Origin of the sequence: Pseudolysinimonas yzui (genome assembly GCF_014653215.1) — a bacterium.
Classification (GTDB): domain Bacteria; phylum Actinomycetota; class Actinomycetes; order Actinomycetales; family Microbacteriaceae; genus Pseudolysinimonas_A; species Pseudolysinimonas_A yzui.
In genome coordinates, this window is record NZ_BNAI01000007.1 from 16,955 (window position 1) to 32,291 (window position 15,337).

The window sequence follows — 15,337 nt, forward strand, 5'->3', positions numbered from 1 at the left end:
CATGTGACCCCTCCCCCTGGCCGGGAGGTTTGATCACTATATATCCGGGTGCCGACAGGCGCACCACCACTACATCTAGTGGGCGTGTCGTCCACAGATTGTGGATAACTCCGCGGACTTCTCCACAGTTTCCACAGCGCGCTGGAGCATAGAGTGAAGGCCATTTCTGGCCTTCACCGCGACGCCAGCGCCGACGGCCGTCTCGGCCGTCGGGTCGCCACGCGCCAAAGAGTAATGTGGGCAGGCTGTGAAGACGTACGCCGAGCTGTTGCGCCACCCGGGGGTCGCCCGGCTCTTGTTCGCGCAACTCGTCGCGCGTTTCCCCGGGGGGATGCTCTCGCTCGGGCTGCTCATCCACGTCGAGGGGATCTTCCACTCGTACGGGATCGCCGGCCTCGTTCTCGCCAGCCTGAGCGTCGGCCAAGCCGTCTCCGGCCCGCTCACCAGCCGCTGGATGGGGGCGTGGGCGATGCGGCCCGTGCTCATCCTCACCGGCGCCGTCTGCGCGGCCGCTCTCGCGGTCCTGGCGTTCGCGCCGCTGTCGGTCCCGGGGTTCATGGCGGTGGCCCTGGTCTGCGGCCTGAGCTACCCGCCCATCCAGCCCGCCGTGCGCACGGTCTACCCGAAAGTCGTCAACAGTCGGCAGCTGACCCCGCTGTTCTCGCTCGACGCGAGCGCGCAGGAGATCATCTGGGTCGCCGGCCCCGTGCTCGTGACCTTCGTCGCGACGCAGGTCTCGAGCACCGCGGGCATCCTCCTGTCACTGCTGTTCCTGGTCGGTGGGGGCATCTGGTTCGTCAGCAGCCCCGAACTCGGACGCGTACGCATCCCGCAGTCGAAGCGCCGGTTCGGCGTCGTGCTCGCCCGACCGTCGGTGCTGCTCATCACGATCGTCGGCATCCTGCTGGTCGGCTCGTTCGCCGCGATCGAGGCCGGTGTCGTGTCGATGTTCGGCGACGGCAGCCCCGAGTCGGGCTTCGTGCTGGCGATCTTCGCCCTCGCCTCGCTCGCCGGCGGGCTCGCCTTCGGCCACCTGCCGGTCGGACCGTGGGCGCTCGCCCGGCGGATGAGCGTCATCCTCGTCGGTTCGGTGCTCGCGGTGTTCGCGTTCGAGTTCTGGACGATCTCGGGCGCCCTTCTGATTGCCGGCCTCTGCGTCGCGCCTGCGCTCGCGGTCATGTTCGCGGCGGTGTCGGCGACGGTGCGCTTCAGCGATACCGCGGAGGCCTACGGCTGGGTGGGTACGGGTCAACTGCTCGGCGCCGCCCTCGGCTCGGCCGTTGCGGGCTTCCTGATCGACGCCGCCGGATCGACCGGCGGGTTCGTCACGGCGGCCATCTTGGCGGCAGTCGCGGTGCTCATCGCGACCGTGTTCCGCCGCGCGATTCCCGACCTTCGCGGGCGCGACGCGGGACCGATCCCCGACACCGAACCGGTGCCGGTCCAGCCGAGCTGACGACCTGCGCGCGCGCCCCTGATTTCTCGAATGTGATGGCGTTGTGACATCACATTCGTCCGATCTCCGGCAGCGCTCGCGAGAGCTTCCCTGGAAATCCGGGCTTTCTGCCACGCTCCGTTATCGAACTGTTACCCGTTTGCTCTTGCCGCGGATGGAATTGTGAAGGCTAACATTCAGTCGACGGACTTCCCCATGTCCGTCGACTGTCACCAAGATCCGGCACTGCTGCCGGCCAAGACGAGGAGGTTTTGGCAATGAAGAAGAAACTGATCGGCGGTATCGCCGCAGCGGCGGCGCTCGCGCTGGCCATGACGGGTTGCGCGGGAGGCGGTGGCGGAGGCGATGACGAACTCATCACCGTCGGCTTCGCACAGACCGGTTCGGAGAGCGGCTGGCGTTCGGCGAACACCGAGTCGATGAAGGCCGCGTTCTCGGAAGAGAACGGCTTCGAGCTCGTGTTCAACGCAGCCGACAACAAGATCGAGGCGCAGATCGCCGCGGTGCGCAGCTTCATCAACCAGGGCGTCGACGCGATCGTCATCGCGCCGATCGTCGAAGACGGCTGGGATGACGTGCTCACCGAAGCGAAGGAGGCCGGCATCCCGGTCATCCTCGAAGACCGCACCGTGACGGCGTCGGATGACCTGTACGCCGCGTGGGTCGGCCTCGACTTCCGCAACGAAGGCGTCATGGCCGGCCAGTGGGCGGCCGAGACGTTCGGTGACACCCCGACCAACCTCGTCGTTCTCGAGGGCACGACCGGTTCGGCTCCGGCCAACGACCGTGCCGAGGGCTTCGCCGAGGCCATCGAGGGCACCGCGATCACCACGCTCGACTCGCAGACGGGCAACTTCACCCGTGCCGACGGCAAGACCGTGATGGAAGGGTTCCTGCAGAAGTACGGCGACACGATCGACCTGGTGTACGCACACAACGACGACATGGCTCTCGGCGCGATCGACGCGATCGAGGCTGCCGGACTCGTTCCCGGTACGGACATCCAGATCGTCTCGATCGACGCGGTCAAGGACGGCATGCTCGCCCTGATCGACGGCAAGATCAACTTCATCGTGGAGTGCAACCCGCTCCTCGGCGACCTGGCCGCGGGCCTCGTCAAGGACGTCCTTGCGGGTAAGGACGTCGAGAAGAAGATCTACGTCGAGGACCAGTCGTTCACTCCGGAGCAGGCCGCCGAAGTCATCGACGAGCGTCTGTACTGATCCACCAGTCCGGGGCGGGCGACACCTGGCCGCCCGCCCCGGACTTTCAGCCCGTCGAGAGAGAACCACCCCCATGACTGAGGACACCGCCGTCCGCCCGATCGTCGCGATGACGGGGATCACGATCCGCTTCCCCGGAGTGCTCGCCCTCGATGGCGTCGACTTCTCCCTTCGCCCCGGCGAGGTGCACGCCCTGATGGGCGAGAACGGCGCCGGCAAGTCGACGCTCATCAAGGCCCTCACCGGCGTCTACTCCATCGACGGAGGCTCGATCGAGGTCGACGGGGAACCGCGGTCGTTCTCGACCACCGCCGACGCCCAGGCCGCCGGCATCTCGACCGTCTACCAGGAGGTCAACCTCCTCCCCAATCTCTCCGTCGGCGAGAATGTGATGCTCGGCCACGAGCCGCGTCGCGCCGGCCGCATCGACTGGCGTGGTGTCCACGCCGAAGCCGCGGAGCACCTCAGCAACCTCGGGGTCACGATCGACACCCGGTCGCTGCTCTCGAGCCACTCGATCGCCCTGCAGCAACTCGTCGCGATCAGCCGCGCGATGGTCACCGACTCGAAGGTGCTCGTGCTCGACGAACCCACCTCCAGCCTCGACCGCAGCGAGGTCGAACAGCTCTTCGGCGTCGTACGCGACCTGCGTGACCGCGGCGTCGCCATCATCTTCGTCTCGCACTTCCTCGACCAGGTCTACGAGATCTCCGACCGCATCACGGTGTTGCGCAACGGCAAGCTCGTCGGAACCTCCGCCGCGGCCGACCTGCCCCGCGGCGAGCTGGTCTCCCAGATGCTCGGGCGCGTCGTGGACGAGTTCGAGAACATCTCGCGCGCCGCCGACCGCCAGGTCGACCGCACCGGAACCCCCGTCGTGTCGGCGACCGGTCTGGGGCGACGCGGCGTGTTGGAGCCGGCGGATCTGGATGTCTTCGACGGCGAGGTCGTCGGAATCGCGGGGCTGCTCGGCTCGGGCCGCACCGAACTCGTGCGGCTGCTGTACGGCGCCGATCATGCCGACAGCGGCCGCGTCGCGGTGCGCGGGTCGACCGTTCGGGTGGCGACCCCTCGCCACGCGATCGAGCACCGCATCGCGTTCTCGTCGGAAGACCGGCGAGCCGAGGGCATCATCGGCGACCTCACCGTCGCCGAGAACATCGTGCTCGGCATTCAGGCCCGCCGCGGCTGGCTGCGCAAGGTGGGCGGTTCCGAGAAGGAGACGATCGTCTCCGAGTACATGGCCGCTCTCGGGGTACGACCGGCCGACCCCTCGATGCTGGTGAAGAACCTCTCCGGCGGCAACCAGCAGAAGGTGCTGCTCGCCCGCTGGCTCGCCACCGCTCCGCAGCTGATCATCCTCGACGAGCCGACCCGCGGCATCGACGTCGGCGCGAAAGCCGACATCCAGCGCAAGGTCACCGAGCTCGCCGCCGACGGGCTCGCCGTGGTCTTCATCTCGTCGGAACTCGAAGAAGTCGTCCGTCTCGCCCAGCGCATCGTCGTGATGCGCGACCGACGCAAGATCGGCGAGCTGGACGCGCACGACTCGAGCGTGGACGATGTGGTCGCGGCCATCGCCGCCGAAGCACGAGAGGCCGTCGCATGACGAAGATCTTCAAACATCGGCTCGTGTTGCCGATCGCCGCCCTCGTGGCGCTGATCCTGGTCAACACGATCTCCCGGCCCTCGTTCGTGTCGATCACGGTGCGCGACGGGCAGCTCTACGGCTCGGTCATCGACATCCTGCGCAACAGCGCCCCGCTCATGCTCGTCGCGCTCGGCATGACGATCGTGATCGCCACCCGCGGGATCGACCTCTCGGTGGGTGCGCTCATGGCCGTCTCGGGCGCTGTCGCGCTGACGATCATCGACGGCTCGGGATCGCCCGACAGCCCGGCGACCCTCGGCATCGCGATCGCCGCGGGCGTCACGGTCACCCTCATCTTCGGGGCCTGGAACGGCTTCCTGGTCTCGGTTCTCGGCATCCAACCGATCATCGCGACCCTCGTGCTCATGCTCGCCGGTCGCGGCATCGCCCTGCTCATCACCGGCGGCTTCATCACGACGGTGACCAGCACGCCCTACAAGTTCATGTCGCAGGGCTACCTGCTCGGGCTGCCGTTCGCGTTCTACGTGTCGGTCGTCGCGATCGTGCTCGTCGCGCTCATCCAGCGGCGCACGGCGCTCGGCGTGCTCACCGAGTCGGTCGGCATCAACCCCGAGGCCAGTCGCCTCGCCGGGGTGCGGTCCCGCGGAATCGTCTGGGGCGCCTATGCGGTGAGCGGTCTGCTCGCCGGGTTCGCCGGCATCCTCTACAGCTCCAACATCATGGCCGCCGACGCGAACGCCGCCGGCCAGTACATCGAACTCGACGCGATCCTCGCCGTCGTGCTCGGCGGCACGTCGCTCATGGGCGGCAAGTTCAGCATCGCCGGCACCGTGATCGGCGTCTTCACGATCCAGACGCTCAAGTCGACGATCACCTTCCTCGGGGTCCCTCCGGCGGTCAGCCCGCTGTTCATGGCGATGGTGGTGGTGATCGTCGTGCTCGTGCAATCGCAACGGGTGCGCAACGGGGCGAGCAAGCTCTGGGCGACGGTGTCGTCGCGCAAGGAAGCGGAGGTGGCCCGATGAGCGCTGCGACGTCGACGCGGATTCCCGAAGGGATCGGCACCCGGGTGCGCCGGTTCACGAGCCGCCGCGCGTCCTGGATCCCCGTGTTCGCCGCCCTCGGCATCCTGCTCGCGCTGCTGCTGGCCGGCCAGGCGTACTTCGGCAACTTCCTCACCCCGCGGGTGCTGTCGTCGCTGCTGCTCGACAACGCCTACCTGCTGATCCTCGCGGTCGGCATGACCTTCGTGATCCTCACCGCGGGCATCGACCTCTCGGTCGGCGCGGTGCTCGCGTTCACGGCGATCATGGGGGCGCGGATGCTCTCCGAGGGTGTGCCGGTCGTCGTCGTCATCCCGGTCATGCTGATCGGCGGCGCCCTCATCGGCTTGCTGATCGGCGTGCTGATCCAGTTCTTCGACGTGCAACCGTTCATCGCCTCACTCGCGGGCATGTTCGCGGCGCGCGGCCTCGCCTTCCTGGTGAGCCTGTCGTCGATCAAGGTCGAAGACCCCGCCATCCTGTGGCTGCAGACCAAGCTGTTCAACATCGACGGCTGGTACCTCTCGCCGACCGGCGTCATCGCACTGCTCGTCGTCGCGGCCGGTGCTCTCGTGCTGCAGTTCACCCGGTTCGGGCGCACGATCTACGCGATCGGCGGCAACGAGCAGTCCGCGCGGCTCATGGGCCTTCCCGTGGTGCGCACGAAGCTGCTGGCGTACATCATCTGCGGAACCTGCGCCGGACTCGCCGGCGTCGTCTTCACCGCCTACCAGGGGGCGGGCTATCCGCTCAACGGCATCGGCACCGAGCTCGACACCATCGCCGCCGTCGTGATCGGCGGCACCCTGCTCACGGGAGGCTCGGGCTTCGTGCTCGGCTCGATGATCGGCGTCTTCGTCTACGGCACGATCAAGACCGCGATCTCGTTCCTCGGCGCCGAGCAGTCGTGGACCCGCATCACCATCGGCGCCCTGTTGCTGGTCTTCGTCGTCGTGCAGAGGGTGATCGTGTCGCGATCGAGTCGCAGATGATCCGCCGACGAGTCGTGTCGTCCAGCAGAATGTGACGATGGGCGACCCGACGACGACGCCGGCACTCGACGTGCCCGTGCTTCAGGTGTCGGGCGCCACCGTGCGGTTCGGTCGCGAGACCGCGCTCGACTCGGTCGACTTCCGGATGTTCGCGGGCGAAGTGCACTCGCTCATGGGCGAGAACGGCGCCGGCAAATCGACGCTGATCAAGGCGCTCACCGGCGCCCTGCCCCTGGATGCCGGCGAGATCCGGCTCGACGGCCAGCCGGTCAGAATCCCCTCGCCGCTCGAGGCACAGCGCCACGGCATCCGCACCGTGTACCAGGAGATCGATCTGCTGCCGAACCTGTCGGTGGCCGAGAACATCGCGCTCGGGCGCGAGCCACGCCGCTACGGCGGCATCGACTGGCCCGCGATGCGGCGTCTCGCCTCCGAGGTGCTCGCCGAGCTCGGGCTGACGATCGATCCGGCCTCGCAACTGGGCACCCACTCGCTGGCGGTGCAACAACTGGTCGCGATCGCCCGGGCGATCTCGACCGACGTGCGGGTGCTCGTGCTGGACGAACCCACGTCGAGCCTCGACGCCGACGAGGTGGCCGAGCTGTTCCGGGTCATCCGCGAACTCAAGGACCGCGGGGTGGCCGTGCTGTTCATCTCGCACTTCCTCGACCAGGTCTACGAGATCTGCGACCGCATCACCGTGTTGCGCGGCGGGGTGCTCGTCGGCGAGTACCGCACCACCGAGCTGCTGCGCATCGACCTCGTGCAGAAGATGCTCGGTCGCGAGATCACCGAGCAACGCGTCCGACGCCCGAGCGACCCCGAGCCGGGCACCCGAGTCGTGCTCGGTGCGCGGCAGTTGCGCCGGTGGCCGCGCGTGCACGACGCCGACATCGAGGTGCGCGAAGCCGAGGTGGTGGGGCTCGCCGGGTTGCTCGGTTCGGGCCGCACCGAACTCGCCCGCACCCTCGCCGGCGTCGACCAGCCCGACGGCGGCGTCATCGTTCTCGACGGCACCCCGACCACGATCGCCGGACCCCGCCGCGGCATCGGGCTCGGGGTCGTCTACTCGTCGGAGAACCGCCGCACCGAGGGCATCATCGCCGAGCTCACGGTGCGCGAGAACATCGTGCTCGCCCTCCAGGCCCAGCGCGGCATCCTGCGGTTGATGCCCCGCGCGCGCCAGACCGAGCTGGCGGCGAGCTGGATCGAGGCCCTCGGCATCCGGCCCGAGTCGCCGGAGACGATCGCCGGCACGCTCTCCGGGGGGAACCAGCAGAAGGTGCTGCTCGCCCGGCTGCTGGCGCTCGCCCCCCGCGCTCTGCTGCTCGACGAACCGACCCGCGGCATCGACGTCGGCGCTAAGGTCGAAGTCCAGAATCTCGTCGGGGAGCTGGCGGCGAACGGCATGTCCGTCGTGTTCATCTCGGCCGAGCTCGAGGAGGTTCTGAGGGTGTCGACCCGCATCGTCGTGCTTCGCGACGGACTCGTGGTCGCGACGCTCCCCGCCGACGAGTTGTCGAGTGGTTCGCTTCTGGCGATGGTGACGCAGCCCGATGACGGAGACTGACCCGAAGCGCCGCGGGGCTGACGAGCCGGGCCCGCGCGCCGCCAACATCTTCGACGTCGCCCGTCTGGCCGGGGTGTCGCACCAGACGGTGTCGCGCGTGCTCAATGATCTGCCGAACGTGCGCCCGACGACCCGGGCCCGGGTGGAGAGCGCGATCGCCCAGTTGCGGTACAGCCCCTCGCCCGCGGCCCGCGCCCTCGTCACCCGTCGCAGCCGCACCATCGGGCTGATCGCCCCCGGGACTGCGGATCTCGGCCCCGCGTCGATCGCGATGCACTTCAACCTGGCCGCCCGCGAAGCCCGCTACGGCGTCGAGACCGTGTCGCTGCTCGACATCGAGCCGCCCGGGGTGCGCGCGATCGTCGAGACCCTCCTGCGGCAGCGCGTCGACGCGATCGTGCTCATCGTCGACGACATCTCGGTGCTCGAGGTCGTGCGCGGTCTCGATCTCGGCATCCCGTTCGTCGCCGTCGCGGCGTCGGCCCGCCGCGGTCCGACGATCGTGTCGATCGACCAGTACCGCGGCGCCCGGGCGGCGGTGCGGCACCTCATCGAACTCGGCCACACCCGCGTGCTGCACGTCGCCGGGCCTGCCCGCTCCCCGGATGCGATCGAGCGGGAGCGCGGCTGGCGCGACGAACTCGCCGCGCATCGACTGCAGGTCATCGAGCCGGCGCGCGGCGACTGGACGCCGGCCAGCGGCTACGACCTGGGGCGCACGCTCGAGGTCGCGGGCCCGACGGCGGTGTTCGTCGCCAACGATCACATGTCGATCGGGGTGCTGTCGGCGCTGCGCGAGCGCGACCTCAGTGTGCCCGACGATGTCAGCGTCGTCGGCTTCGACGATCTGCCCGAAGCCGGATACCTGTTCCCGCCGCTGACGACGGTGCGGCAAGACTTCGCCGGGCTCGGGGCGCTCATCATGCAGAAGGTGCTACTCGCGATCGAGGAACCCGAGACGGCCACCGAGTCGACCCCGCTGCCGACGACCCTCATCGTGCGCGAATCCGCCCGCGCCCCGCGGTAGCAACGGCTATTTGCCCGACTTCGTGGCTATTCGACGCCGCATAACAACAAAGTCGGGCAAATAGCCGTCACTCCCGCACAGTGGGGTCGGTCGGGCCGGCATCCGACGGGGGTGCGGTGGGTGGGTCCCCGTTGTCGACATCCTCGGGATTCGGCAGCCGCGAGAGGAAGCGGAAGAACACGATGCCGGCCACGGTCGCCGCTCCCCCGCCGACGATGAACGGCAGGGCGAGGTCGATGCGGCCGATGAGCCCGCCGATGACGGCACCGAGCGGCATCGACCCCCACAGCACGGTGCGCCAGCTGCCGTGCACCCGGCCGAGCAACCGGCCCGGGATGATGCTCTGCCGCAGCGACATCACGTGCACGTTCCAGACCAGCACCCCGATGCTCGTCACGAAGAACACGGCGCCGGTGACCCACAGCGACGGGAACAGCCCCGCGAACATCAGCGGAACGATCGACACGAGGTTCGCGACCGCCATCGTGCGACCCGATCCCCAGCGACGGGCGATCGGCGCCGCGATGAACGACCCGAGCAGCGCCCCGAACGCCCCGGTCAGCAGGAAGGCGCCGAACCACGCTTCCGGCAGTCCGAGCCGCTCAACGAGGAAGAGCACGAACGACGCCGTCGCGGCCGAGAAGCACAGGCCCACGAACGTGCTGAGGAACAGCAGCGTCACCAGCATCCGGCTGCCGAAGATGAACCGGAACCCTTCGGCGAGCGCCCGGTACCACGGCTCCCGGTCGGCGTGCTCGCCGGGCTTCGCGGGCCTGGCGACGGCGAACTGCCGACCGGATGCGACGGCCGGCAGCGCGAAGGCGAGCACCGCCGCGAGGGCGTAGGCCGCCGCGTTCGCCCCGAGCGGGATGAGCACGGTGACGGCGAACAGCACCGAGGTGAGCGGCCCGGCGAGGAAGTTCTGCACGATCGTCTCGGCGCCTTCGATGCGCCCGTTCGCCCGGGGCAGCAGGGCCTTCGGCACGATGCTGGGCACGACGGCCCGGATGGCGCCGTCGTAGACGGTCTCGCCGATCCCGAACAGGAAGATCACCAGATAGAGCCACCAGATGGTGAGCGTTCCGGTGGCCGCGAGCACGAGCAGCCCGACCGCGAGCAGGGCGCGCAGGGTGTTGGCCAGCGCGAGGGCGTGGCGACGGTCGACGGCGTCGATGATGAGGCCGGCCGGGATGGCGAACAGCAGCCACGGCACCATCTGCAGCGCCGCGACCCCGGCGACCAGCAGGGGATCGCTGGTCAGCTGCACCGCGAGCAGCGGGGCGGCGGTGCGGGCGATCCCATCGCCGAGACTCGAGCCGAGGTTGGCGGTGAACAGGTTGCGGAAGTCCGTGCCGAGGCGCGGGGTGCCCTTGTCGGTCATCGCCCGCCTCAGCCGATCGCCGTCGCCACGACGCGCGCCATGCGCGGCCGGATGACGTGGTCGACTCCCTGCACCTTGTGCGCGGTGACCCCGCGCAGGTTCTCGACGATGCGCAGCCCCGCGGGATGCAGCAGCGGGTCGAGCGCGCCGTAGACGAGATGGATGGGGGCGGTCACCTGCACGAGGTCGCTCACCGTGGTCTGCGACTCGATCGACTTCTCCAGCGACAGCACGAACGCGTTCCAGGTCTTCTCACTGACATCGAGCAGGTTCTTGATCGGCGACAAGCGCGCCAACCCGGCCGCGGCCCGGATGGTGAACTCCTTGTTGGAGCGCAGGAACTCGTAGAGCCGCAGGTAGCCGTCCATCGCGGCCCGGTCGAGCGGGGCGGCGATCTCGGCGGGGGTCACGTAGACCGGCGGGCTGACGATGACCAGCCGGCTGACGTCACGCCGGTAGACGGCGGCGTAGCGGGCCGAGATGAGCGCCCCCAGCGAATGGCCGACGAGCACGAAGTGCCGCAGCCCCAGAGTGCGCAAGGTGCGCCGCAGGGCCGCGACGTGTTCTTCGATCGTGTACGCGGCATCCGCGGGTGCAGGTGACCCGCCGAACCCGAGCAGGTCGATCGAGATCGCACGGTGACGATCGGTGATCAGCGGAACCAGGTACTCGAAGGTGACCGACGACGAGGCGATGCCGTGCACCAGCACCACGGGCGGGCCGGCGCCGGCATCCCCCGCGACATGCAGAAGGGGCGGCCTTCGCAGCAGTCTGCGTAGCCACCCCATTCCGCCATGCTACGGCGACCTTCCCTCAGTTCGGGTCAGTCTTCGCGCATGTTCTCCTTGTGCTCGTTCTTGGCGTGCACGGCGTCGCGTTCGGCTTCGGCCTTCTTCACGGCGGCGTCGGCCTGCAGCTCGTCGACCTTGTCGGAGACGCGCTCCTTCGTGTCGTCGACCATCTCGCCGATCTTCTTGCCGGTGGCGTCAGCGGCGTCAGCGGCGGTATCCATGAGACCCATGATTCGTCCTCCTTGTGGGATGCCCTTTCGGGGTTTCGACGCTAGGTCGCGAAGCCGCGGATTCGAACGGGGTTGACACCTCTCGCCGGCGCGCCTAGGCCGTGACGGAATCGTGATCGCCTGACGACCGAATCGTGACGAACGTTGTGTGGCGCTGGGGCGCCCGAAACTTTAGCGTTGCCCCCATGAGACGAATCACGCGCACGACGACTCTCGGCGCGGCTCTTCTGGCCGCGACCCTCCTGCTCGCGGGCTGCAGCGCCGGCGGCGGCTCGGTGAGCGACGAGTCGGGCGGTGCCCCGGTGGCCCCGGAGGTGAACGGCGGCGACGCGGTCACCGACGGCGACAGCGGTGACTTCTCGTCCGACGAGACGGCTCGGGATGTCATCGTCACCGGCTCGATGACCGTCACCGCCGACGATCCCATCGCCGCATCGCGCGACGCGGTCGACCTCGTCGAGGCGGCGGGCGGCCGCGTCGACGGACGCACCGAGTACGCCCCGTCGAACGGCGATGCCGGCAGTGCGACCCTCGTCCTGCGCATCCCCGCCGAGCGTCTGCAAGAGGTCATCGACGACCTCGCGGAACTCGGTCGCGCCGACGAGATCTCGACCAGCACGAACGACGTCACCCAGTACGTCACCGACCTGGAGTCGCGCATCGCGACCCAGCGCAACATCATCGACCGGCTCAACGCGATGTTCGCGCAGGCGACCACGATCGCCGACCTCATCACGCTCGAGACCACGATCGCCGAACATCAGGCGACCCTCGAAGACCTGCAGACGCAGCAGCGCTCCCTCGACGACCAGATCGCACTCTCGACGATCTCGCTCTACCTGCGGTCGGAGGCGGAAGCCCCGGCGCAAGAGCCGATGGACTTCCTGAGCGGACTCGCGGCCGGCTGGGGCGCGTTCGTCGCCTTCTTCTCCGGGCTGCTGGTCGCCCTGGGCGTGCTGCTCCCCTGGCTCATCGCGGCGGCCCTGATCTCCGGCGCGATCGTGCTGCTGGTGCGCTGGAACCGGCGCCGCCGGGCAGGTCAGCCGACGTCCTGAGCCTCACCAGGATCGGACTCCTCGGGTAGACCCGCGACGGTTCGCCGAGCCTGCTCGGCCCACGCGATGTGGGTGCGTTCGAGGGCAAGGCCCAGCTCGAGGGTCAGCCGCTGCAGGCTGTACTCCCGACTCCCGGCGAGGTCGGCCAGTTCCGGGAGCGGGATGGCTTCGTAGCGACTCAGCAGTTCGCGATGGAACTCGATCTGCTGGGCCAGCAACGCGTCGATCTGGGCCCCTGAGAGCGGCGCGGCGAAGAACAGCTGCACGAGGAACGGATCGCGCCGAGCGGGGAGGGCGAGGTCGGTCACCAGCCACCGCGCGAGCTCGGCGCGGCCCGCATCCGTGATCCGGTACTCCTTGCGATTCGGACGACTCTCCTGCGCCTCGATCGCGCTCGCCACCCAGCCGTCGTCGGCCATCCGGTCGAGGGTGCGGTAGATCTGCGCCTGATCGGCGGGCCAGAAGTGGGCGACGGATGTGTCGAAGCATCGGGTCTTGAGGTCGTAGCCGGTCATCGGCCCCGACCGCAGGGTGCCCAGGATGGCGTGTGCGAGCGACATCGAACCCCTTTGCGGATCGGTTGTCGGGAGGCTATCATCCTGATCATATATTCGACTTGTCTCATATATGATTGATCGGAGCACTCGCATGACGAACCTGCCGACCGGGCGATTCACCGCACACACCGACGAACCCTTCGTCGTCTTCCTCATCGGCATGCGGGTCAACCGATTCCGGGCGCTGCGCACGTGGTCGACGGTCGCCAAGGCCATGCCGCCCATGATGGAGTCGCTGATGACGCATCCCGAGAGCGGGCTGCTCGGCGCCGAGACGTTCTTCCGGCTCTGGCCGCTGACGACGATCACCGTGTCGTATTGGCGCTCGTTCGAGCACCTCGAGCGCTTCGCACGCGCCACCGACGAGCCCCACCTCGAAGCGTGGCGGAACTTCAACCGCCTCGTCGGCTCCGACGGAACGGTCGGCGTGTGGCACGAGACCTACCCCGTTCCGGCCGGTGGATTCGAGACGATCTATGCCAACATGCCGGCTTTCGGCCTGGGAAAGGCGACCAGCCGCGTGCCCGCCGTCGGGCGCCGCGAGACCGCGCGACAGCGACTCGACGGGTGACGTCGACGCTCGTCTGCTAGCGTTGCGGGTACTGAGTCACTTTCAGTGATCTCTGCGTCGTAGAACGCTTCCTCTCCCTCCGGTTTCATTCGGCGGTCGATGAGTCTCTTACGGCGAACGGATGTGGGCACCCCCACCTTCGCCAACCCGAACAAATCGGTCGTGCGCGTCTGCGCCGCGGCCGTCAGGAAATCACCACCATGACCACCACCACCTTCAGCACGCTCGGCGTGCCGTTCCCACTCGCCGAAGTCCTCGCCCGCGAGGGCATGGCCGAGCCCTTCCCGATTCAGGCGGCGACGCTGCCCGACACCCTCGCCGGGCGCGACGTACTCGGCCGCGGCCGTACCGGCTCCGGCAAGACGCTCGCCTTCGGCATCCCGCTCGTCGCCCGCCTCGGCACCCGCCTCTCCGGCGGACCGCGCCGCGCCGGACGGCCGCTCGGCCTGATCCTCGCCCCGACGCGCGAACTCGCGACCCAGATCGAGGTCGCGATCGCTCCGCTCGCCAAGGCCTACGGCCTCACCTCGACGACCATCTTCGGCGGCGTCTCGCAGCAGCGGCAGGTCGCCGCCCTGCGCGCCGGCGTCGACATCGTCGTGGCCTGCCCGGGTCGCCTCGAAGACCTCATGAAGCAGGGCCACATCAAGCTCGACGCGATCGAGATCACCGTGCTCGACGAGGCCGACCACATGGCCGACCTGGGCTTCCTGCCCGGCGTCACCCGCATCCTCACCGCCACCCCGGCGGACGGCCAGCGGATGCTGTTCAGCGCCACGCTGGACAACGGCGTCGACAAGCTCGCCAACCGGTTCCTCTCACGGCCGGTGAGCCACGGCGTCGACGCCCCCGGCATCCCGCAGGGCGCGATGGAGCACCACGTGCTCGCCGCCTCCGACGCCGCCGCGAAGAAGGAGCTCGTGATCGCGCTCGCGTCCGGCACGGGCCGCCGCATCATGTTCACCCGCACCAAGCACGTCGCCAAGCGCTGGGCCCGCGACCTCACGGCCGCCGGCATCCCCGCCGCCGACCTGCACGGCAACCTCAGCCAGGGTCAGCGCGACCGCAACCTCGCCGAGTTCTCCGAGGGCACCACCCGCGTGCTCGTCGCGACCGACATCGCCGCTCGCGGCGTGCACGTCGACGACGTCGAGCTGGTCGTGCACATCGACCCGCCGGCCGAGCACAAGGCGTACCTGCACCGCTCCGGACGCACCGCCCGTGCGGGCAAGGAGGGTGTCGTCGTGACGCTCGTGCTGCCCGAACAGCGCAAGGACCTCGAGGTGCTCATGCGCAAGGCGGGCATCCAGGCCGCCGTTCAGTCGGTGACGGCGACATCACCGGCCGTCGTCGAACTCGTCGGCGAGGTCGCCCCGCACGTGAAGCCCGCGCCCCGGCAGCCGACCCAGCCCCAACGCTCCGGAACCCCGAAGCCCCGGCAGTCGTCGGGGGGCCGCACCGGGCAGCAGAACTCCGGCGGGCAGCGTCAGCGCTCCCAGCGCGGGGGCGTGGCCTGGTCGTCCGAGGGCGGCGGGTCGACGCAGCAGCCCCGCTCCGCCGGTCAGCAGCCCCGTTCCGGTGGTCAAGCCGGCGGTGGTGGCGGTCGCCGTCGTCGCCCGACCGGCGGACGCCCTGCAGCTGCCGAGGGCGGTCGCGGCCGTTAGAAGCGGCAGCGGTGGGACCATCGGCCCTGGGTCGCTGCGCCCGTCGCGACGAGACTCGCTTCCGTCCTGATCGGAAGGAGCGAACGATGAGAGCGTTCGTCGTCTACGAGTCCATGTACGGCAACACCCAGTAGATCGCCGAGGCGATCGGAACGGCCCTCTCCG

Annotated in this window: 14 protein-coding genes; 10 read left to right on the top strand and 4 right to left on the bottom strand. The window is 69.1% G+C overall.

What is annotated here, in order from left to right:
* Positions 1 to 247 precede the first annotated feature (247 nt).
* The 7 genes from IE173_RS12900 to IE173_RS12930 all read left to right on the top strand — a co-directional run bounded on the left by IE173_RS12900 (position 248) and on the right by IE173_RS12930 (position 8,923).
* A complete protein-coding gene (locus IE173_RS12900; RefSeq protein WP_191283933.1) occupies positions 248 to 1,456 on the top strand; it encodes an MFS transporter in 1,209 nt (402 codons plus the stop codon).
* 257 nt (positions 1,457 to 1,713) lie between these two features.
* The gene (locus IE173_RS12905; RefSeq protein ID WP_191283934.1) at positions 1,714 to 2,679 is read left to right on the top strand and encodes an ABC transporter substrate-binding protein; all 966 of its coding nucleotides are present in this window, start codon (positions 1,714 to 1,716) and stop codon (positions 2,677 to 2,679) included.
* Between the two features lie 73 nt (positions 2,680 to 2,752).
* Positions 2,753 to 4,288, top strand: coding sequence for a sugar ABC transporter ATP-binding protein (locus tag IE173_RS12910; RefSeq protein ID WP_191283935.1), 1,536 nt, complete (start codon positions 2,753 to 2,755; stop codon positions 4,286 to 4,288).
* On the top strand, positions 4,285 to 5,316 hold the full coding sequence (locus tag IE173_RS12915) for an ABC transporter permease (protein ID WP_191283936.1): 1,032 nt from the start codon (positions 4,285 to 4,287) through the stop codon (positions 5,314 to 5,316). The genes IE173_RS12910 and IE173_RS12915 overlap by 4 nt, the downstream gene beginning before the upstream one ends.
* The gene (locus IE173_RS12920) at positions 5,313 to 6,326 is read left to right on the top strand and encodes an ABC transporter permease subunit (protein ID WP_191283937.1); all 1,014 of its coding nucleotides are present in this window, start codon (positions 5,313 to 5,315) and stop codon (positions 6,324 to 6,326) included. Before IE173_RS12915 ends, IE173_RS12920 begins: the two co-directional genes overlap by 4 nt.
* A gap of 37 nt (positions 6,327 to 6,363) precedes the next feature.
* Positions 6,364 to 7,896 carry a sugar ABC transporter ATP-binding protein gene (locus tag IE173_RS12925; protein WP_191283938.1) on the top strand — a complete coding sequence of 511 codons (1,533 nt, stop codon included), beginning with the start codon at positions 6,364 to 6,366 and terminating at the stop codon, positions 7,894 to 7,896.
* Positions 7,883 to 8,923, top strand: a complete 1,041-nt coding sequence (locus tag IE173_RS12930) for a LacI family DNA-binding transcriptional regulator (RefSeq protein WP_191283939.1) — start codon at positions 7,883 to 7,885, stop codon at positions 8,921 to 8,923. Before IE173_RS12925 ends, IE173_RS12930 begins: the two co-directional genes overlap by 14 nt.
* 67 nt (positions 8,924 to 8,990) lie before the next feature.
* On the opposite strand, the gene IE173_RS12935 is transcribed toward IE173_RS12930, so the two are convergent.
* Genes IE173_RS12935 through IE173_RS12945 form a run of 3 tightly spaced genes read right to left on the bottom strand, consistent with a single transcriptional unit; the run spans position 8,991 to position 11,316 of the window.
* Positions 8,991 to 10,304, bottom strand: coding sequence for an MFS transporter (locus IE173_RS12935; RefSeq protein ID WP_191283940.1), 1,314 nt, complete (start codon positions 10,302 to 10,304; stop codon positions 8,991 to 8,993).
* Positions 10,305 to 10,312: 8 nt separating this feature from the next.
* The gene (locus IE173_RS12940; RefSeq protein WP_191283941.1) at positions 10,313 to 11,092 is read right to left on the bottom strand and encodes an alpha/beta fold hydrolase; all 780 of its coding nucleotides are present in this window, start codon (positions 11,090 to 11,092) and stop codon (positions 10,313 to 10,315) included.
* A 35-nt stretch (positions 11,093 to 11,127) separates the two neighbouring features.
* A complete protein-coding gene (locus IE173_RS12945) occupies positions 11,128 to 11,316 on the bottom strand; it encodes a hypothetical protein (RefSeq protein WP_229842098.1) in 189 nt (62 codons plus the stop codon).
* Between the two features lie 194 nt (positions 11,317 to 11,510).
* On the opposite strand from IE173_RS12945, the gene IE173_RS12950 reads away from it, so the two are divergent.
* Positions 11,511 to 12,380, top strand: a complete 870-nt coding sequence (locus tag IE173_RS12950; RefSeq protein ID WP_191283943.1) for a DUF4349 domain-containing protein — start codon at positions 11,511 to 11,513, stop codon at positions 12,378 to 12,380.
* Here the strand turns inward: IE173_RS12950 and IE173_RS12955 are convergent.
* Positions 12,365 to 12,940, bottom strand: a complete 576-nt coding sequence (locus IE173_RS12955; protein ID WP_191283944.1) for a PadR family transcriptional regulator — start codon at positions 12,938 to 12,940, stop codon at positions 12,365 to 12,367. The genes IE173_RS12950 and IE173_RS12955 overlap by 16 nt on opposite strands.
* Before the next feature lie 88 nt (positions 12,941 to 13,028).
* On the opposite strand from IE173_RS12955, the gene IE173_RS12960 reads away from it, so the two are divergent.
* Both IE173_RS12960 and IE173_RS12965 read left to right on the top strand, forming a co-directional pair.
* Positions 13,029 to 13,508: a DUF4188 domain-containing protein gene (locus IE173_RS12960; RefSeq protein ID WP_191283945.1), complete on the top strand. Its 480-nt coding sequence runs from the start codon at positions 13,029 to 13,031 to the stop codon at positions 13,506 to 13,508.
* A 200-nt stretch (positions 13,509 to 13,708) separates the two neighbouring features.
* A complete protein-coding gene (locus IE173_RS12965; protein WP_191283946.1) occupies positions 13,709 to 15,172 on the top strand; it encodes a DEAD/DEAH box helicase in 1,464 nt (487 codons plus the stop codon).
* Positions 15,173 to 15,337 lie beyond the last annotated feature (165 nt).